This is a genomic window from Gordonia alkaliphila (assembly GCF_023017165.1).
Taxonomy (GTDB): domain Bacteria; phylum Actinomycetota; class Actinomycetes; order Mycobacteriales; family Mycobacteriaceae; genus Gordonia; species Gordonia alkaliphila.
On the sequence record NZ_JALKBW010000001.1, the window covers coordinates 1,936,510 to 1,954,259 of the forward strand.

Consider the following 17,750-nt stretch of genomic DNA (forward strand, 5'->3'; position numbering starts at 1 on the left):
AACATACCGCGCGCCTACGACAATCCCGGAGAAGTCAGTCCTTGGGGGGACCTAAAGTGTCACATCGAGCAGCCGTTCCCGAATGCTCGACGTGGTGCCGGCGAGGTCCACACTCAGGAATCGGTAGCGGTGGCCTTGCATCACCGCCCACTCCTCCAGGTGATGGGCGACGGTCGGGTACAGCAGTACTCCTTCAGCAGTGGGGCCGAGTGTATCGGCGTCGTGCTGGGATTGGACGTACGCGTAGAGCTGGTACAGGTGCTTGCTCGCCAGGAGCGGTTTCCCCTGATCGCCGTCGTAGCTCCGGCTCGATTTGAGCGCTTCGGCGAACTTGGTCTCGATGATGATTCGCCGACTGCCCCGCTCGAGCTCGATGTCGGTGTTCATAATCGGCAGCACGGTGGGTAGGCCAGAGGATCGTGCGTCCAAAGGCCAGTAGCGCCAGGTGTTGCCAGCCTTCACCGACCACTCTGGGCGCAGGACCGCGCGATAGAAGCCGCGTACCGCCTTCTCATAGAGTGCGCGAAACTTGTCCACGTCGCGCAGCGGTGTGCGCGACACGCGACGGTCTGCTTCCTCGGTCAGGATCATCATGTCCAGCAACAACTTTGCCGCATCGACGGCATCGCGGTCATCGACCTCGTTGCGCCCCAGCACAATGTCTGCGGCAGCCCGTCGGTCGATGGGTCTCGGCGACACTCCGTATTGCGTCAGCTGGGTCGCGAGAGCGCGCGCCCGTCGTCGGAGTTCGTCGTGGCGGTGACTGGTGGCAGTCTTCGCGAACCCGCGAGCAACCTGGTCCAGGGCGGTCAGTAGCAGTCGATTGCGTGGATTATCGACGGTCAACTCGTCGAACCGGCATGCCACGCGGCCCTGGGCCAGCAGCATGCCGGACTCCGTAGCGAGGACGTCGATCCGTCCGCGCACGCGGGTCAGGACCGCATCGCGAGCCCGATAGTCACGGCCGAGGTTCCGGCGGAGGCGACGTTCGACGGCGCTCACCAGAATCTCGGCGACGACATGTACCAGGTCGTCCGGGTTGTCCTCGGTACCCGCAGATTGCAGAGCGTGGTCGTGCTGAAACAGTTCCGAGGCATAGACCATGAGTAACCAGACATTGCGGACGGGGATCTTGGTCTTGGTGCCACTCAGGATCACGCCGGGTTCGCCGACGACTGCCGGGGATTCGGTCATCATGACCGGCCCAGCAGTGTCGCAGATTCCTTCTCTACCCGCGCGGGGTCGTCGAACCAGTAGTCGGAGAGCAGCGGATGGATCTCCTGCTCGACGATGTCGGCGAGCCAGGCCTGAGGATCGTCGATCGCGGTGGGGTTTGCCGGCGTGAAGAAGCTGTGGCCGATCCGGTACTGGCTGCCGAGGGATCGCTCTCCGGCGATGGCTCCGTTCAGAGTGTCGATGCGACGCGCAAGGTCACGCAGGAACGTGTCGTCGATCCGGTTGCGGGCGCCGACCCAAGCGCGCCAGGCAGCGTTGAACTGCGGTGCCAGGTCGGCGAAGGCGAAGCGGCGTCGCAAGGCGAAGTCGACGATGGCCAGGGATCGGTCGGCGAGGTTCATGGTGCCGATGACGTACAGGTTCTCCGGAATGAAGATCAGTTCGTCCCGGCCGCGCGGATAGGCAAGGCGCAGTGCCTCGGATCCCTTCCGCTTGTCGGCTTCCAGCAGGGTGAGGAGTTCACCCATCACCTGCGCGAGGTTGGCGCGGTTGATCTCTTCGATGACGAGCACGTGCGTGGTGTCCGGCTCGCTCTTCGCAGCCTCGATCACCTCGAGGAACAGGCCGTCGGTGAGGGTGAGGCGGCCGTCGCCGCCGGGACGCCAGCCCCGCACGAAGTCCTCGTAGGACACGGTCGGATGGAACTGCACCGCATGGATGAGGGAGCGATCCTCGCGGCCGATCAACGCGTACGCCAGGCGCTTGGCCAGCCACGTCTTGCCGGTGCCGGGCGGTCCCTGCAGGATCAGATTCTTCTTGCGTCGCAGTGCATCCAAGTAGCCGTTGAGCTCATCGGCAGACGCGAACGAGCCCTTCGCGATGATGTCGTCGACGGTGTACGTGACGGCGTCGACCAACTCCTCCTCGTCATCCTCGAGATCATCGGTCTCCACGTCCGGCCAGGTGGAGTACTTCTCCGTCCAGTACGGAGCGCGCAGGAATGCGGCGTAGTCCTGCTCTGCGCCGTCGAAGGTGAAGTCCACCAGCGCCCGCGCGGTCCACACGTCCTCCTTGACCTGCCAGACGGTGCCGCGCGAAGTGTAGAAGTACCAGTCCTCTTGGGGGACAGCCTCTTCGGAATCCCAGGCGACCAGCACACTGTCGCCGTCGCCTGGATTCTCCACGATGGTGCCGGTCGCCCGAATACGCATGGTGGACGCAGTCTGTCCGTCGATGTCGAAGGGCAGATCGTGCTTCCGCGTGAACGTCGACTTGATGGCTATCCGTTCTCCGGGGCGCATCGTCTTGATCAGATCGGCGTACTTGTGGGGCTGCTGTGCGCGCCATATTCCGGACTCGACGAACTCTGCCGTGTGATCCTCGCTCGGACCGCCGTCCTCTCCGAAGGCGGCGCCCACAAACCAGTAGGAGGGCAGATCATCCGAGTCGACCACGTTCTTCGGGTTTCGGGACCGAGGCTCATAGTCCCAATACCCCGGTGTCTCCCGCAGGTCGTTCTGCGTGATTTCGTCGGGGTGCGTGGTGAGGAGTTCGCGGCCCAGGTCGGTGATCTGCGATTCGCCGTTCCTGACGGACGTGACTGCTTGGGCGCGGCGGAGGGCAGAGAGTGCCCATCCTGCGCGGTTGTGCGCCTTCGGTTGACCGGAATCGTTGACCTCGCGGGTGACCGATTCCTGCAGCCCCATCGCATCGACGACGGCAACATGGATTTCCTTGGTCTTCCACGTCGACCCGTCGTCGACGACCTTGAGGACAGGGCGAATGAACTTCTGCCACCGCGGTGCGCGTCGGAAATCGTCAGTAGTCACAGTTCACCTCGGAAGGCTCGGGATTGCAGGGAAGAGAAGAGCGCATCGAGCTGTTTGAGTCTTTGTGCTTGTTTGGACCTTTGTGCATTGAGTGACCGGGCGGCGTTTGCGTATTCGTGCTGCTTCTCGGCCGGGGCGTCCAGAATGGTGACTGATCTAAGTTCAGTGGCGTTGATGTTTGCCATCCCGATGATCGCCTTACACATGTTTCGGAGTGTGGCCTTCCCGTGTCTGGAGTTTAGATATCCCGAAACATAGTGCGGTTCCGCATCGTCATTGGTGCGAACCCGGATCAAGTACCCCGCATAGGCTGCGGGGTCGTCGGATTCGTATACCGCCGCCTTCCCTACGAGTTCGGGACTGTTGGTTCGATTGAAGAGTAGGTCCCCGCGCCGCAATGTAAAGCGATCGACTTTATCTGAAGCCAGATCCATTCTCTTTGTTCTTGTGGCATCGATCAGTCCGGATGAGGTGATATTGCCCATGCCGAGAACGGGGTAGGCGCCGTCGTGGCCGCTCTTCTCGGAAGTTCCGTACTGGACTGAATCCGCGAGTTGCCCGATTGTTGTTGTTGGGAAAGAGTGCTTGTTGGAGGATGGATTTCCGAACATCTCATCAAATATCGAGGACCTAAGCGAACTCAGTTCTTCGATTGTGTGACGTTGCATGCTTCGGAGGCTATTCGCTTGATCGAGGATGGCTGCGATCCGCCGCTGCTCGGTGAGTGGCGGCAGGGGGATCATCCAATTCTTCAGCTTCGTTTGACTGATATTGGACTGGGTTCCACCGTTGCCGGCGGCGATCAGCTGGGGCCGCGAAAATAGGAAATAGTGGTAAAGAAATCGCAGATCGACACTTTTGCCCGGGATTGCGAATGCGATTGCCTGGTTTGTCGCCATCGGTACGGATGGGATTCCCAGCTTTCCGATGGATCCATACATTGCGACAAGTAGTGATCCTGGGTAGACAATCTTTGCCGAGCTATTCTTCAATCCAAGGTCGGTGATTGATTCGGCGGTGTGCGTGACATCACCATCGGTGAGGTCTGAAATCGCAGCCCAGGGTATCTGTCCGTCGAAGTAGTCCCGGTTGCTTCGCGGTGGAGTTCCGCCACTGCCCCATTCTGCAATATCGCCAAGTTTAACGAGTGGCCAGGTCACGACTGGGTTCCGAGCATCTGGCGGAGTTTCATTAGCCCCGACTGGATTTCAGACTCGAGTTGATCGAGTTCGTCGAGGATCTCTTCGGGGGAGCGGTGCTCCACTTCTTCGTAGACGAGCTCCTTGTAGCGATTGAGGCTCAGGTCGTAGTCCTTGGCAGCGATCTCGTCGCGAGGCACACAGAAGGACTGATCGGTGCGGGCGCGGTTGCGCTCGCCGGTGTCGCGGAGCCACCAGCGGTGCAGGACGTCGGGCAGGTTGTTCTTGGCGTGCTCTGCGTCGTCGCGTTTGACCGTGGCACCGAGCTTCTCGTCGTCGAGCAGAGGCGTGCGCTTGTCGTCGAGGGAGTAGCCGTCGGCTTGGACGTCGTAGAACCACACCTGGTCGGTGCCGCCGGAGTCGGTCTTGGTGAAGAACAGAATCGCGGTGGAGACTCCGGCATACGGCTTGAACACGCCGGAGGGGAGCTTCACCACGGCGTCGAGCTTGTGGTCGTCGACCAGCATGCGGCGGAGTTCCTTGTGGGCCTTGGTGGATCCGAACAGCACCCCGTCGGGCACGATCACTGCGGCGCGCCCACCGGGCTTGAGTAGTCGTAGGAACAAGGCGAGGAAGAGTAACTCGGTCTTCCGGGTCTTGACGATCTGCTGGAGGTCTTTGGCGGTGTTCTCGTAGTCGAGGCTCCCGGCGAACGGCGGATTTGCGAGGACCAGCGAGTAGGCGCCGGCGTCGCCGGTGTTCGCTTCGGCCAGGGAGTCGCGGTAGCGGACGTCGGGATGGGTGATGCCGTGGAGCATCATGTTCATCGATCCGATACGGAGCATGGTGTTGTCGAAGTCGAAGCCGTGGAACATACCGGGCTCGGACTGGCCGTGAAAGTGCTTGGAGCCCTTGCCCGACGAGATCTCTCCCGCGTGGTGGTGGCGCAGGTATTCGGTGGCCGCGACAAGGAAGCCGCAGGTGCCCGAGGCCGGGTCCACGATCACATCTTCCGGGCCCGGCGCCATCATTTCGACCATCAGCGCGATGATGTGGCGGGGCGTGCGGAACTGACCGTTCTGGCCGGCCGAAGCGATTTTGGCGAGCATGTACTCGTAGATGTCGCCCTTGGTGTCCAGGTCGCGCATCTCGATGGCGTCCAACCGATCCACCACCTTCGCGAGCATGGCGGCGTTGGGGACTGTGAGGCGCGCGTCCTTCATGAAGTGCGCGTAGGTGGAATCATCGTTGCCCATCGTCTTGATGAACGGGAAGACCTGCTCGTCGACGATCTCGAACATCTCGGCCGGTGACCGACCCTTGAGGACGGACCAGCGCAGCTCGTCGCGGTCGACGGGGAACGGGTTGCCGCTGATCGGCCGATTGGTGAGGTTGGCGCGGTTGAGCGCGTTGGTTTGCTCGTCGTCGAGGCGTCGGATGAAGAGCAGATAGGTGATCTGCTCCATGATCTCGAGCGGATTGGAGATTCCGCCGGTCCAGAACGCATCCCAGACTGCGTCTACCTTGGCCTTCTGTTCGCCGGTGATCACCGGTGCATCCCCTCCTGTTGGTCAATCAACTCGTTGTGGACCTTATATCGCGGAGGTCGGACAATCGCCGCCGTGGCCGAGGGGCGCGTCGAGCGCGGTTAGGATCCGGTCGTGCACGTCCTGGGCGGCGCGCTGATGGCGGCTCAGCGCGAGCCAATGTTGGTCCAGGGTCGACGTCCGCTCCTCGCGGAGAACGGTGTGCATACGTGCCAGCAGCGCCTGGTAGCCGCGGCGCAGCCACTGGTCGGCCAGCGACCGGGCCAGGGCGGGCAGATCGGCCTCGGTGGGGAGCGGCCACGGATGGAGCGGGTTGGGTGAGGCGATCTCCATGAGGAGGTGCGCGAACCTGTCGTCGTGCTCGGTGAGGTCGAAGGCGGTGACCAGGTCGGTGGCCGAGACCGGTGTGCCCTCGGCGACGGCGCCCGCGAGGCGGCGGAACACGGTGCCGTGGTCGGGCAGATAGAACAGCGGCGCGTCGACCGGCAGTCGGTCCGGACCGATGAGGGCGTGCACGATGGCCGCGGCGGTCGACGGCGGTGCCCAGACCAGGGCGGTGAGGAACTCGCGTTCCAGGGTGATCGTCGCGTCGATCTCGTCGACGTCGACCGGTACACCGAAGGTGTCGAGGTCGTCGTGGCCGGCGACCGTCTCCAGTTCGGGCCGGGGCTGCGGGCCGGTGTCGGTCACGTCTGACCGTGCCGGGCGGCCCACTCGATCAGCGGCGTCACGGCCCGCCAGTCGGTGCGGATCTTCTCGACGAGCGCCGGCGCGTGAATCTGCTCGTCGAAGCCGTAGCTGCGCATGGCGGTCAACGACTTGTACCGCAGCAACTCGATGCGCGGATGATCCTTGGCCCACCCGCGCGGCGCGGTCTTGAGCCGTTCGCCGGAGACCTCCCAGCCGGCGCGGCGCAGGCGGGCGAGGATCTTCTCCAGCTCGGCGCCGTAGCGTTCGTGGTCGATCGCGGTGCGGATCGCCGCCAACCGATCGGCGCTCGCCTCGTAGAACCCGCCGCCCACGCGGAAGCCGGGTGCGGCGAGTTCCGCGTAGTAGCCGGTGGCCGGGGCCTTCGCGACGAACGCGCCCTGGTGGGTCTTGTACGGCGTCTTGTCCTTGGAGAAGCGGACGTCGCGGTGCGGCCGGAAGATCTTCGCGGTCCCGAACTCTTCGGCCAGCGCGTCGGTCAGCGCGATCATCGGCGCGCGCACCGCCGACTGGTAGGTCGCCTTGTTCGCTTCCCAGTAGACCTTCGAGTTGTCGATCTCCAAGTCGTCGTAGAAGTCGAAGGCCGACTCGGGGAACCCGTCGAAGCTCATGCGTCGAGGCTACTTCCAGCTGTCGATCCGCGGCTCGGAGTGTCGACAGTGGCGCCCCTGTGAGCCTCGCAACAGTCATTTGTGCAGGTGAACGCCTTCGGAAGATTATTCGAAAAAAGTTTCGACGAACTGTTGTACTAACGCAATATGAGGCGTAACTTCGAGTTAGACGATGCGGATACCTCTGCCCGTCTGCCGAATCGAGTGGCTGCTCTGACCGACCGTCACCGCAGCTCGACCGGTTCACCGCTGTACCCGTACTCCTGACCGGAGGTGCCGAAGTGGACGCAGCAGGTTTGACCGAACTCGCCGACTTCATGGTCGACGATGTCACCGACAACGACGGTGTCGACAATCTCGCGCGCTTCCTGGCGCGAGTGCGCGCGGTGGACGACGACCGCGAGCTGCTGGCGGTGGCCGCGGCAGTGCTGCGGCTGCGCAACGTGGTCGATTACTCGGTGGCCGCGGTGTGTGCAGCGATCGAACGGAGTGGACTGCCTGCCCGCAAGCATGTGCGGTCCTCGGCGGCGATCATGACCGAACTCGGTGCGGCCCCGGCGGTCGCGCATCGCGCGGTTCGTATCGGGTGGGCGATCGCGGATGAGGGCCTGCGTGCGGTGACCCGCGGGATCCGCGACGGTGCGGTGTCGGCGGAGAAGGGCGATGCCGTCGTCACCGGTGTCGGCCATGTGGAAGGTCGTGTCGTGGATCTCTCCGAGGAGGATCGCGCGCGCGTGGTGCACTCGCTGATGGTGCAGACGACTCCGGCTCGGGTGAAGGAGAAGGCCCGTGCGTGGGCCATCAAGCTCGCGCCGGTCGAGACCCCGGACGGTCGAGTGCCGGTCGCCGAGCGTGACGATCTGAACGAGATGACGATGGATCGCACCGACGACGGACGAGTCGCGGTCACGATCGACCTGGACACCGTAGCCGCGGAGGAACTGTTCTCGGCGTTGGATCCGCTGACACGACCGGTGCCGGAACCGGACGGCTCGAACGATAAGCGCTCGGCCAAGCGTCGGCGCGCGGATGCGATGACCCAGGTGGTCCGCACCTATCTCGCGCACTCCGAACGCCCGGAGAGCGGGGGAGTACTCCCGCACGTGACTCTGTCGGTGCCGGCGGCGGTGGTGATGAACGGCCAGGTACTCGATTCGATTGCGGGACAGACCATCTCAATCCCGTTCGCCGATGCTGATACCCCGGTGCCGTGGCTCGGTTTCGGCGGACCCGTGTCCGCGCGGACCGCGGAACTGATCATGTGTGAGGCCTCGGTGGCGGTGGCGCTGATGGACGAGAACGGTGTGCCGCTCAATGTGGGGCGCGAGAAGCGGCTGTTCACCCCGGGGATTCGCAAGGCGCTGGTGTTGCGTGACCGCGGGTGTGCGTTCCCCGGCTGCGGTGCGCCGTCGTCGTGGTGCGACGGCCACCATGTGGAGCACTGGGAGCACGGTGGGCAGACCTGCCTGGATAACGGCGTCCTGCTCTGCCGTCGCCACCACATGCTGATCCACCAGAGTGGGTGGGAGGTGTTCATCGGCCACGACCGCCACCCCTGGTTCGTGCCGCCGGCCGACCCGGACCACCCGAAGCGCTTCCGCGAACCGATCCCGTCGAATGCCCGGCGCACGCTGACGTTATTGCCCGGCGCGGCCTAATTCTGCCGCCTGCCTGCGACGCCTGTTTCACGATCTGACGTCCCAGCAGCCCCAAAGAGGCTGTCCACCAACGACTCTCGTCTCAAGCGAGATCTAGTACGTATCTGAATGCAGTGTCGGGAGAGGTTTCCCGGTGCGATGTGTTGTTTGAGAATTCCATACTGTGCCCGCCATCAGGTGGGCCTGGAGTGGTCGCGGTGACCACTCCAGGTCTCGCCGGTTTCAGGCTGCGTCGGACGACTCCACGATCGGCTCGGCCTCGATCACTTCGCGCGGGGCGAACCAGCCGAGGAAGACTCCGCCGGCGATCAGGATGGAGCCGAGGACCAGGCAGGCCTGCTGCATCGGCGGGATGAAGGCCTGCTCGGAGCCCAGCCGGATCATCTCGGCCAGCTGGGCTGCGCCCGGCGGCAGCTGGTTGGCCACCTCGACGGCACCCGCGAGGGATCGGGTGATCGCGTCGGCGGCCTGGTCGGCGGCGGCGGGGTCGCCGAACGCGGCGAGCTGGTCGCGTGCGGCGGAGGCGGTGGGGCCGATCCGGTCGGAGTACCCGGCGGCCATCAGGCTGCCCGCCAAAGCGATGCCGATGGCGGCACCGAGCTCTCGGGCGGTGTCGTTCACGGCGGAGCCGACGCCCTGGTTCTCCAACGGGGTGTTGGACATGATCGCGGTGGTCGACGGCGCCGTCGCCAAGCCGATGCCCACGGCGCAGACCGCGAGCATGATCGCGAGCTTCCAGTACTCGTCGGGATCGAAGATGCCGATGGCCAGAATGCCGAGGCCGGCGCACGCGATACCGGCGGCCAGGACGATCCGAAGCGAGTGGAAGCGGACGGCCACCCAGTTGCCCAGCAGTGCGAAGACGCCGACGCCGACCACCATCGGCACCAGGGCGAAGGCCGACTTGAGCGGCGAGTAGCCGAACACCAGCTGCAGTAGCAGCAGGATCAGGTAGAAGACGCCGAACGAGGCGAAGAACTGCAGCGCCACCGACAGGGAGCCGGAGGCGAAGGCGCGATTGCGGAACAGTCGGACGTCGAGCAGTGGCGAAGTGCGCCGCAGCTCGATCGCCACGAAGGCGACGCCGAGGACCAGGCCGCCGATCAGCGTGACCAGGATCAGCGGATCGGACCAGCCGCGGGTCGGCGCCTCGAGGAGGCCGAACACCACGCCGGCCACCGCGAGCATCGAGGTCACCGAACCGAGGATGTCGAAGGCGCCGGGATCGTCGTCCTTGGAACTGCCGATGGTGACGGTGAGGAGGAGTGTGGCCAGCGCCGACACCGCGAAGGTGACGAACACCGAATGCCAGCTGAAGAACTCCAGCAGCACGCCGGTCACGAAGAAGCCCATGATCGCGCCGACGCCGGCCACGGCCGCCCAGATACTGACGCCGATGGCGCGCTGTTCGCGCGGAACGCCCGCGGTGATCAGCGACAGCGTGGTCGGCATGATCAGCGCGGCGCCGATGCCGGCGAGGAAGCGGGTGGCGATGAGTTCACCGGGCGTGTTCACCCAGATGGCGGCCAGCGAGGCGATGCCGAAGATCACCAGGCCGACCATGAGGACACCGCGGCGCCCGAGGCGGTCGCCGATGGCGCCGGCCGGGAGCAGCAGGGCGGCCAGGATCAGCGTGTAGCCGTCGATGATCCAGGTCATCTGGGAGGACGAGGCCTCGAGATCGAGCGCGATGCCCGGCAACGCGGTGTTCAGGGCCGCCATGGCGGCGACCACCAAGCTCACCGCCATGCAGGCGACCAGAATCAGCCAGATGGTGCGGAAACTCCATCCGACACGCACACCGCTCATCACACGCAACCCCCGTAACTTGTGTCACAGTGGTCACACGGACATGGTCCGCCTCCCACTGAAAGTGAATCGTCATGGCTTCTCACCACGTGGCACCCACACGCGTCTCGGTCACCGACCTGTCCCGTACGGGGTTGCACGTCTGGCGCGTGCTGGCCCTGCTGGCGGTGCTGGCAGGCGTCCTAGCGCTGATTCTGATCATTCTCACCTCAGCCGCCTGACGCCTGCCGCACCCGTCGCTCAGGCGGCGTAGCGCTCGATGACGTCGCCGACCGGCACCAGTGCCTCGGCCACGTAGCCCTTGGCCTTGCCGCGCAGGCTCGCGTAGGCCTTGGCCAACGGCTTCGGCGCGCTCTCGGCCTGGCGATCGGTCACCGCGAGCAGCGCTTCGGTGGCCGAGGCCTCGTTGGCGGCCAGGTGGGCGCCGAACGAGGTGCCTGCCGGACGCGAATCCCACAGCGGCGCAAGGCCGTCCAGGAAGTCCGGCAGCATCGAGGAGGTGGCCTTGACCACGACGCCCGGCTTGAACTTGTTCGCCGCGGCGTAGGCCGCCTTCACCGCGGTCCCGGACAGCCCGGACTGCGCCTTCACCTGCTGCTCGATCACCTCCGCCAGATCGACGGCCAGCGCGTCGCGCTGAGTGAGCAGGGGAGCAAGGGAAGTCGCCATGGGGCAGCCTCTTTCTGAAAAGAACGCGGAACGGATCAGTGACTGCGGGTCAGGACCACGTTGCCCAGGGCGGGCGCGTCGTCGCGCTCGGCGACGACCGCGGTCACCAGCAGTCGGTCCTCATCTTCCCAGGCGCGGATCTTGAGCGTCTCGCCGGGGAAGACGACCCCCGCGAAGCTCGCGCCGTAGCCGGCCACCGCGGTGGTGTCCCCGCCCAGCACTTCGTCGACCAACGTGCGGCAGACGGTGCCGAAAGTGCACAGACCGTGCAGGATCGGCCGCGGGAAACCCGCGCCCGCGGCGAACGCCGGATCGGAGTGCAGTGGATTGCGGTCACCGCATAGGCGGTACAGCAGGGCCTGCTGCGGCAGCGTCGGTGCCAGCAGTTCGTGGTCGGGAGCGCGGTCGGGCAGCGCGAGGCGGGTCGACGATCCGCGCTCGCCGCCGAAGCCGCCCTCGCCCTTGGCGAAGATCGAACTGCGTGCGGTCCACAGCGGATTGCCGGCCTCGTCGACCGTCTCCGACTCCTGGATGATGACGGCGGCCGAACCCTTGTCCTGCACCTCGGCGATGCGGGTGCGGGTGGTGGCGGTGCCGGACGCCGGCAGCGGCCGGTGCACGGTCACCTCCTGGCTGCCGTGCACCACCTTCGCGAGGTCGATGTCGACGCCCGGGAACGACACCTTCGGGGCCTCGGTGGCCAGGAAGGTGGCCGCGACCGTGGCGAACGTCGGCAGCGTCTTGGGCGCGGCGTCGTCGATGTACTGCAGCCCGGTCGGATCCATCGGATCGTGGGCGGCGCCGACGGCGAGGTTGTACAGCGCCACCTCGCGCGGGGTCCAGGAGAAGGTCGTCGCGCCGAGGTCGGCGCCGACGGCGACAGTGGGATCGATCGGCATGGCTCAGACTCCTGCGGGCTGGTCGGTGGTCGACTTGGCCTTGGCGGCGGCGTCGATTGCGGCGAGGTAACCGAAGACCATGGCCGGGCCGATGGTGGCGCCGGGGCCGGCGTAGGTGTGACCCATCACCGGGGCGCTGGTGTTGCCCGAGGCGTAGAGGCCGTCGATCACGCTGCCGTCGGCGCGCAGTGCGCGACCGGTGGCGTCGGTGGTGATGCCGCCCTTGGTGCCGAGGTCGCCGGGGACCATCTTGATGGCGTAGAACGGGGCCTTGTCGACCACGCCGAGGTTCGGGTTCGGCTTGTTGGTCGGGTCGCCGTAGTAGTTGTCGTAGCCGCTCTTGCCGCGGTGGAAGTCGGTGTCGTCACCGGTGCGGGCGAAGCCGTTGAAGCGCTCGGTGGTGGCCAGCAGCGCGTCGACCGGCAGTCCGGTCTGCTCGGCCAGCTCGGCGATGGTGTTCGCCTTGACCACGACGCCGGACTTGAGCCAGCTCTTCGGCAGCGGCTGGCGGGCCGGGATGCCGGCGAAGAGGTAGCGGTTGCGGCAGCGCTGATCCATGATCATCCACGCCGGGATGTTCTTGCCCGGGCCCTCGCCCTGACCGAAGTCGCCGCCGTACATCTGGTGCGCGGCCTCGACGTAGGGGAGCGACTCGTTCATGAAGCGCTCGCCGCGCTCGTTCACCATGAAGGTGCCCGGCACGTTGCGCTCGGACAGTGCGAACCACGGGCCCTTGGGCAGCGGGATGGTGGGACCCCACCAGGCGTCGTCCATCATCGCGACGCCGGCGCCGGCCTTCATACCGGCGACGATGCCGTCACCGGTGTTCGACGGCGCACCGGTGGTCCACTCGGTGCCGATCGGCGCGCGCTGGTACTCGGCGCGCATCTCGCCGTTGTGCTCGAAGCCGCCGCTGCCCAGGATCACGCCGTAGCGTGCGCGGATCTCGATCGGCTGGTCGTCGCGGGTGGCCTTGACGCCCACCACCTTGCCGTCTTCGATGATCAGGTCGGTCATCGGCGTGCTCAGGCGGATGTCGACGCCGGCCTGGCGGCAGCCGATCAGCAGTTCGGCGGCCAGCGCCGCGCCCATGGCGATCATCTTCTTGTTGCGCGACTTGGCCCAGGTGAAGCGGCCGGCGACCTTGGCCATCTTGGCGATGCCGCGCCAGTGGCGCATGCCGACGTTCATCCACTTGTAGTCGCTCTGCAGGACCACCATGTTCAGCGGCGCCTTGGTGTACTGCGGGTGCAGGGTGGCCAGGTCGTCGCCCAGACGGCGGGCGTCGAACGGCTTCGGCTCCACCGAACGGCCGCCGACGCGACCGCCCGGAGCCTCCGGGTAGTAGTCCGAGTAGCCCTTGACCCACTCCAGCTCGAGGGGAGACTTGGACATCAGGTAGTCCAGTGCCTCGGGGCCGCGGTCGATGTAGGTGTCGATGTTCTCGGCGGGCGCGTGCGGGCCGATGATCGCGTGCACGTACTTGCGTGCTTCGTCGACGGTGTCGGTCACGCCGTCGCGTCGCAGCACCGAGTTGTTCGGGATCCACACACCGCCGCCGGAGCGGGAGGTGGAGCCGCCCCAGTAGGGCGACTTCTCGATGAGGACGGTCTCGAGGCCCTTGGTGGCCGCGGTGAGTGCGGCGGCGAGGCCGGCACCACCGGCGCCGACCACTACGACGTCGACGGTTTCGCTGGGAATAGCTGCTTGCGCCATCGGTTTCCCTCCTGGGAGCGGCGGAAACGCCGCCACTGAAGAACTAGAACACGTTTCAGTAGAGAGAGTAAACGAGAACATGTTCCAGGGGTAGCCGGGGTGTGCCCGAACCGCCCGCCCCCCGCACTTCGCGACCCTGTTTGCGGGTCGCCGCGCGGCTCCGGATCGACTCGGCGAGGGGTCGCGACACGGGGAGGGCGGGGTGGCGGGGTGGGGTTACATGTCGGCGGGCGGGTGGCCGAGGCAGATCATCGCGCCGAGCGGGTCGGTGATGGTGGCGAGGGTGCCCCAGGGGGTGGTCTCCGGCTCCATCGCGCAGGCGCCGCCGAGTTCGACGGCCTGGGCGACGGTCGCGGCGACGTCGTCGACGGTGATGTACACACGCCAGTGCGACGGGACCTCCGCGGGCAGCATGCCGGTCGCGTCCATCAGCGCCGCGTAAGCGGTCTCGCCGTAGAACAGCTGCGTGTAGTTGCCGGGCGCGCCGGGTACCAGTTCGGGCCGGGCGCCGAAGACCACCTCGTAGAACGCGGTGGCGGCGGGCTGATGCAGGCTCAGGCACTCGAACCAGTACGGCGCACCGTGCACGCCCCACTCGGCGAAGCCGGTGTGCGCGGCCGACTGCCAGTAGCCGATCATCGCGCCGGCCGGGTCGATCGCGTAGGCCATGGTGCCCAGGTCGCCGACGGGCATCGGCGGGAACACCTCGGTGCCGCCGTTCTCGACCACCTTGACCTGGGTGGCGAAGGCGTCGTCGGTGCGCAGATAGACAGACCAGATGTCCGACGGCCCGCCGGCCTCGGCCAGGTGCGGATGCATGCCCGCGACCCGTCGACCGCCGAGGGTGAAGTTCTGGTAGCCGGCGAATTCGGCGTTGGGCTCCTCGGACTCCCAGCCGAAGAGGGCGCCGTAGAACTCCGCGGCGCGCGCGGGGTCGGAACTGACGAGGTCGAACCAGACGGGAGCGCCCAGCGGGGCGGAGTATTCGGTCATGCGTCGATTCTGCTCCGCGGTACCGACGAGCGGAACCGTTCGGGTCCGAAAACCCGGCCCCGAAAGCAACGACGACGCGCCCGGTTCGGGCGCGTCGTCGTTGTTCTCAACGTGTGAGATGGGTCACCGCTAACGGCTCACCAGTAGCCGTCCGGATCGACGTCGGGCGACTCGCGGGGCACCAGCCCCTCGGCGACGCCGTGGTCGATCGACGCCGACAGCCGCGGGCAGGTCGGCAGCAGTGCAGCATTGCCGCCCTCGGCGCGGATCGCGGAGATCTCGTGGCAGGCATCGAGCGCGTCGTCGTTCCACTGCACGCTCGTGTGGTGCGGACTGGTCTTCTTGACCAGCACGTTCGCGTGACACGTGCGGCATTCGATCGGCGACATGCCGCCGCGCAGGTAGTGCTTCCGATCCCGCGCGGTGGCTGCCGCGATCGCGGCCAGGCGCTCCGGATCATCCGTGTAATCCGGAGCCTTCGCCCAGCCCGTTCCGCTGACCGTCGACATCAGACCGACGTGTTCTCGGGCTGCTGCGCCGCCGCTGCTTCCTCGGCGGCCTTCTCCTCGGCCTGAATACGCAGGTTCTCCTGCACCTCGATGTTCCAGTTCTCCAGCGCCTTGGCGGTGTCGATCTCGTACTCGAAGCGGTCGGTCATCTCGTCGGTGATGTCGTCGACGTCGACGTAGAACTGCTCGTACCAGCGACGCAGCTGGTAGACCGGGCCGTCCTCCTCCACCAGCAGCGGGTTGTCGATGCGGGTCTTGTGCTTCCAGATCTCGACGTCCTGCAGGAAGCCCAGCTCGATGCCCGCGGAGATCTTCTTCGACATCTTGTCGGCCTGCTCGGGAGTGAGGCCCTCGGGGATCTTGGCCATGACGCCGAACATGAGGACGAAGGAGTTCTCATCGATCGGGTAGTGGCAGTTGGTGAGGATGGTCTCGACCGCGTAGCCGCCGTAGTACTGCACCATCGGGTTCAGCATGTACGAGGGGCCGTAGTACGCGGCGATCGACTCCAGGCGGGTGTCACCGTAGGCAGACGAGATCGCGATGTCGGGGCGACCGTGGCTGTTCATGTACTGCGCCGCGGTCTCGCCCTCGAAGACGTTCTTGAAGTAGTCCGGCAGGGCGTAGTGCACGTAGAAGAAGTGCGCCATGTCGACCACGTTGTCGATGATCTCGCGGCAGTTGGAGCCCTCGATGACCAGCGTGTTCCAGGTCCACCCGGTCCACTGATCGGTGCCGAACTCCTCGAGTTCGGGGATGATCACCTGCTCCGGCGGCGGGTTGCCCTCCGGATCGTTGTAGATGAAGACCTGGCCGTTGCGCTGCATCGTGGGCCAGGTGCGGGTCTTGGCCAGCTTCGGGTTGCGCTTGGCGTACGGCACGCCGGCGCAGCGGCCCTTGCCGTTCCACTGCCACCCGTGGAACGGGCAGGCGATGTTGTCGCCGCGGACCTTGCCCTGGCCGAGGTCGGCGCCCATGTGGCGGCAGAAGGCGTCGAGTGCCTTCACCTCGCCCTTGGTGTCCGCCCAGACCACCAGCTTGGTGCCGAAGATCTCCAGGGAGTGGGGCTTGCCGTCGGTGTACTCGTCCACCAGGCCGATGCAGTGCCAACCGCGGGCAAAACGGCTCGGCGGAGTGCCGGTGTCAATTTCTCGTACTGCGGTATCGTTCGTCGTCATCGCAGGTCGCCTTCCTTTAACAGCTCTTGCTGACCCAATATTAGAACATGTTTCAAAACAGAATGAGAACGTGTTCTAATATTGGAGTCGAAGACCCAAGTAGCAACGAGATTGGAGCGGTCATGGCAGCACAGCGAAGCGAAGCCGGACAGCAAGTACTGGAGAACATCAACGCACTGCTGCCGGAGCTCGCGCAGCGCGCCCAGGCGACGGAGGATGCGCGACGCATCCCCGACGAAGTGGTCGAGATGCTGGTCGACGCCGGCTTCTTCAAGCTGATGCAGCCTGAGCAGTGGGGCGGCTACCAGGTCGACCCGGTGACCTTCTACGAAGCGGTCCGCCGCATCGGCACCGCCTGCGGTTCCACCGGCTGGGTGGCGGGCATCATCGGCATCCACAACTGGCACCTCGCGCTGTTCGATCAGCAGGCCCAGGAAGACGTCTGGGGCTCCGACCCCAACACCCGCATCTCGTCGTCGTACGCCCCGATGGGCGCCGGCGAGGTCGTCGAAGGCGGCTACAAGGTCAACGGTTCGTGGGCCTGGTCCTCCGGCTGCGACATCGCCGACTGGGCGGTCGTCGGTGGTCCGGTGTTCAAGGACGGCAAGCCGGTCGACTTCGTCAGCTTCCTGATCCCGCGCGAGGACTACACCATCCGCGACGTCTGGAACGTCGTCGGCCTGCGCGGCACCGGCTCGAACACCATCGACGTCAAGGACGTCTTCGTCCCGCGTCACCGCATGCTCAGCTTCCGCACGATGAGCACCGGCGAGGCGCCCGGCCTGGAGCGCAACACCGCTCCGGTCTACAAGATGCCGTGGGGCACCATCCATCCCAGCACCATCTCGACCCCGATCGTCGGCATGGCCTACGGCGCCTACGAGGCCCACGTCGAGCACCAGGGCAAGCGCGTGCGCGCGGCCTACGCCGGCGAGCAGTCCAAGGACGACCCGTTCGCCAAGGTTCGCATCGCCGAGGCCGCCAGCGACATCGACGCCGCATGGCGCCAGCTGTCGGGCAACCTGCAGGCCGAATACGACCTGATCTGCGCCGGCGAAGAGGTGCCGATGGACGTGCGTCTGGCCGCTCGCCGCGACCAGGTCCGCGCCACCGGCCGGGCCATCTCAGCCATCGATCGTCTCTTCGAGAACTCCGGCGCCCACGCGCTGGAGAACGGCACCCCGATCCAGCGCTTCTGGCGCGACGCGCACGCCGGCCGCGTGCACGCAGCCAACGATCCCGAGCGGGCCTACGTGGCCTTCGGCAACGGTGAGTTCGGGCTGCCCATCGGCGACACGATGGTCTAAGG

General features: G+C 65.9%; 16 protein-coding genes. 3 read left to right on the top strand and 13 right to left on the bottom strand.

The features are described from left to right. Window positions 1-51: 51 nt before the first annotated feature. Genes MUG78_RS08700 through MUG78_RS08725 form a run of 6 tightly spaced genes read right to left on the bottom strand, consistent with a single transcriptional unit; the run spans window position 52 to window position 7,010 of the window. Window positions 52-1,197: a 5-methylcytosine restriction system specificity protein McrC gene (locus MUG78_RS08700; protein ID WP_246993911.1), complete on the bottom strand. Its 1,146-nt coding sequence runs from the start codon at window positions 1,195-1,197 to the stop codon at window positions 52-54. Continuing rightward, window positions 1,194-3,005: an AAA family ATPase gene (locus tag MUG78_RS08705; RefSeq protein WP_246993913.1), complete on the bottom strand. Its 1,812-nt coding sequence runs from the start codon at window positions 3,003-3,005 to the stop codon at window positions 1,194-1,196. The genes MUG78_RS08700 and MUG78_RS08705 overlap by 4 nt, the downstream gene beginning before the upstream one ends. Further along, the gene (locus tag MUG78_RS08710; RefSeq protein WP_246993915.1) at window positions 3,002-4,165 is read right to left on the bottom strand and encodes a restriction endonuclease subunit S; all 1,164 of its coding nucleotides are present in this window, start codon (window positions 4,163-4,165) and stop codon (window positions 3,002-3,004) included. The genes MUG78_RS08705 and MUG78_RS08710 overlap by 4 nt, the downstream gene beginning before the upstream one ends. Continuing rightward, window positions 4,162-5,694, bottom strand: coding sequence for a type I restriction-modification system subunit M (locus MUG78_RS08715; RefSeq protein ID WP_246993917.1), 1,533 nt, complete (start codon window positions 5,692-5,694; stop codon window positions 4,162-4,164). The genes MUG78_RS08710 and MUG78_RS08715 overlap by 4 nt, the downstream gene beginning before the upstream one ends. A 42-nt stretch (window positions 5,695-5,736) precedes the next feature. Beyond that, window positions 5,737-6,381: a hypothetical protein gene (locus MUG78_RS08720; protein ID WP_246993919.1), complete on the bottom strand. Its 645-nt coding sequence runs from the start codon at window positions 6,379-6,381 to the stop codon at window positions 5,737-5,739. Beyond that, window positions 6,378-7,010, bottom strand: a complete 633-nt coding sequence (locus tag MUG78_RS08725; RefSeq protein WP_246993927.1) for a DUF2461 domain-containing protein — start codon at window positions 7,008-7,010, stop codon at window positions 6,378-6,380. Before MUG78_RS08725 ends, MUG78_RS08720 begins: the two co-directional genes overlap by 4 nt. A 281-nt stretch (window positions 7,011-7,291) precedes the next feature. Here MUG78_RS08725 and MUG78_RS08730 point away from each other — a divergent pair, with 281 nt between their 5' ends. Further along, a complete protein-coding gene (locus MUG78_RS08730) occupies window positions 7,292-8,668 on the top strand; it encodes an HNH endonuclease signature motif containing protein (protein WP_246993929.1) in 1,377 nt (458 codons plus the stop codon). Window positions 8,669-8,890: 222 nt separating this feature from the next. Here the strand turns inward: MUG78_RS08730 and MUG78_RS08735 are convergent, their stop codons facing one another. Further along, on the bottom strand, window positions 8,891-10,477 hold the full coding sequence (locus tag MUG78_RS08735) for an MFS transporter (protein WP_246993931.1): 1,587 nt from the start codon (window positions 10,475-10,477) through the stop codon (window positions 8,891-8,893). A gap of 74 nt (window positions 10,478-10,551) precedes the next feature. Between MUG78_RS08735 and MUG78_RS08740 the strand changes: the two genes are divergently transcribed. After that, window positions 10,552-10,698, top strand: coding sequence for a hypothetical protein (locus tag MUG78_RS08740; protein WP_246993933.1), 147 nt, complete (start codon window positions 10,552-10,554; stop codon window positions 10,696-10,698). A gap of 19 nt (window positions 10,699-10,717) precedes the next feature. Here the strand turns inward: MUG78_RS08740 and MUG78_RS08745 are convergent, their stop codons facing one another. From MUG78_RS08745 to MUG78_RS08770, 6 genes are all read right to left on the bottom strand, one after another. After that, on the bottom strand, window positions 10,718-11,146 hold the full coding sequence (locus MUG78_RS08745; RefSeq protein ID WP_246993935.1) for a DUF6918 family protein: 429 nt from the start codon (window positions 11,144-11,146) through the stop codon (window positions 10,718-10,720). A 35-nt stretch (window positions 11,147-11,181) separates the two neighbouring features. Continuing rightward, window positions 11,182-12,045, bottom strand: coding sequence for an enoyl-CoA hydratase ChsH3 (gene chsH3, locus MUG78_RS08750; RefSeq protein WP_246993937.1), 864 nt, complete (start codon window positions 12,043-12,045; stop codon window positions 11,182-11,184). Between the two features lie 3 nt (window positions 12,046-12,048). Next, entirely contained in the window at window positions 12,049-13,761 is a 1,713-nt protein-coding gene (kstD, locus tag MUG78_RS08755) for a 3-oxosteroid 1-dehydrogenase (RefSeq protein WP_246993939.1), read from the bottom strand. Between the two features lie 216 nt (window positions 13,762-13,977). Further along, window positions 13,978-14,754, bottom strand: coding sequence for a VOC family protein (locus MUG78_RS08760; protein WP_246993941.1), 777 nt, complete (start codon window positions 14,752-14,754; stop codon window positions 13,978-13,980). A 137-nt stretch (window positions 14,755-14,891) separates the two neighbouring features. Beyond that, complete coding sequence (locus tag MUG78_RS08765; protein ID WP_246993943.1) at window positions 14,892-15,263, bottom strand: hypothetical protein; 372 nt, start codon at window positions 15,261-15,263, stop codon at window positions 14,892-14,894. Further along, complete coding sequence (locus tag MUG78_RS08770) at window positions 15,263-16,441, bottom strand: 3-ketosteroid-9-alpha-monooxygenase, oxygenase component (protein WP_246993945.1); 1,179 nt, start codon at window positions 16,439-16,441, stop codon at window positions 15,263-15,265. Before MUG78_RS08770 ends, MUG78_RS08765 begins: the two co-directional genes overlap by 1 nt. A gap of 122 nt (window positions 16,442-16,563) precedes the next feature. Here MUG78_RS08770 and hsaA point away from each other — a divergent pair, with 122 nt between their 5' ends. Continuing rightward, entirely contained in the window at window positions 16,564-17,748 is a 1,185-nt protein-coding gene (gene hsaA, locus MUG78_RS08775) for a 3-hydroxy-9,10-secoandrosta-1,3,5(10)-triene-9,17-dione monooxygenase oxygenase subunit (RefSeq protein WP_246993947.1), read from the top strand. Window positions 17,749-17,750 lie beyond the last annotated feature (2 nt).

Coding starts and splice junctions, on each gene's coding strand:
- MUG78_RS08745 (WP_246993935.1), bottom strand. CDS start 11,146: ATGGCGACTTCCCTTGCTCCCCTGCTCACTCAGCGCGACGCGCTGGCC.
- MUG78_RS08700 (WP_246993911.1), bottom strand. CDS start 1,197: ATGATGACCGAATCCCCGGCAGTCGTCGGCGAACCCGGCGTGATCCTG.
- chsH3 (WP_246993937.1), bottom strand. CDS start 12,045: ATGCCGATCGATCCCACTGTCGCCGTCGGCGCCGACCTCGGCGCGACG.
- MUG78_RS08765 (WP_246993943.1), bottom strand. CDS start 15,263: ATGTCGACGGTCAGCGGAACGGGCTGGGCGAAGGCTCCGGATTACACG.
- MUG78_RS08735 (WP_246993931.1), bottom strand. CDS start 10,477: ATGAGCGGTGTGCGTGTCGGATGGAGTTTCCGCACCATCTGGCTGATT.
- MUG78_RS08760 (WP_246993941.1), bottom strand. CDS start 14,754: ATGACCGAATACTCCGCCCCGCTGGGCGCTCCCGTCTGGTTCGACCTC.
- hsaA (WP_246993947.1), top strand. CDS start 16,564: ATGGCAGCACAGCGAAGCGAAGCCGGACAGCAAGTACTGGAGAACATC.
- MUG78_RS08725 (WP_246993927.1), bottom strand. CDS start 7,010: ATGAGCTTCGACGGGTTCCCCGAGTCGGCCTTCGACTTCTACGACGAC.
- MUG78_RS08740 (WP_246993933.1), top strand. CDS start 10,552: ATGGCTTCTCACCACGTGGCACCCACACGCGTCTCGGTCACCGACCTG.
- MUG78_RS08770 (WP_246993945.1), bottom strand. CDS start 16,441: ATGACGACGAACGATACCGCAGTACGAGAAATTGACACCGGCACTCCG.
- kstD (WP_246993939.1), bottom strand. CDS start 13,761: ATGGCGCAAGCAGCTATTCCCAGCGAAACCGTCGACGTCGTAGTGGTC.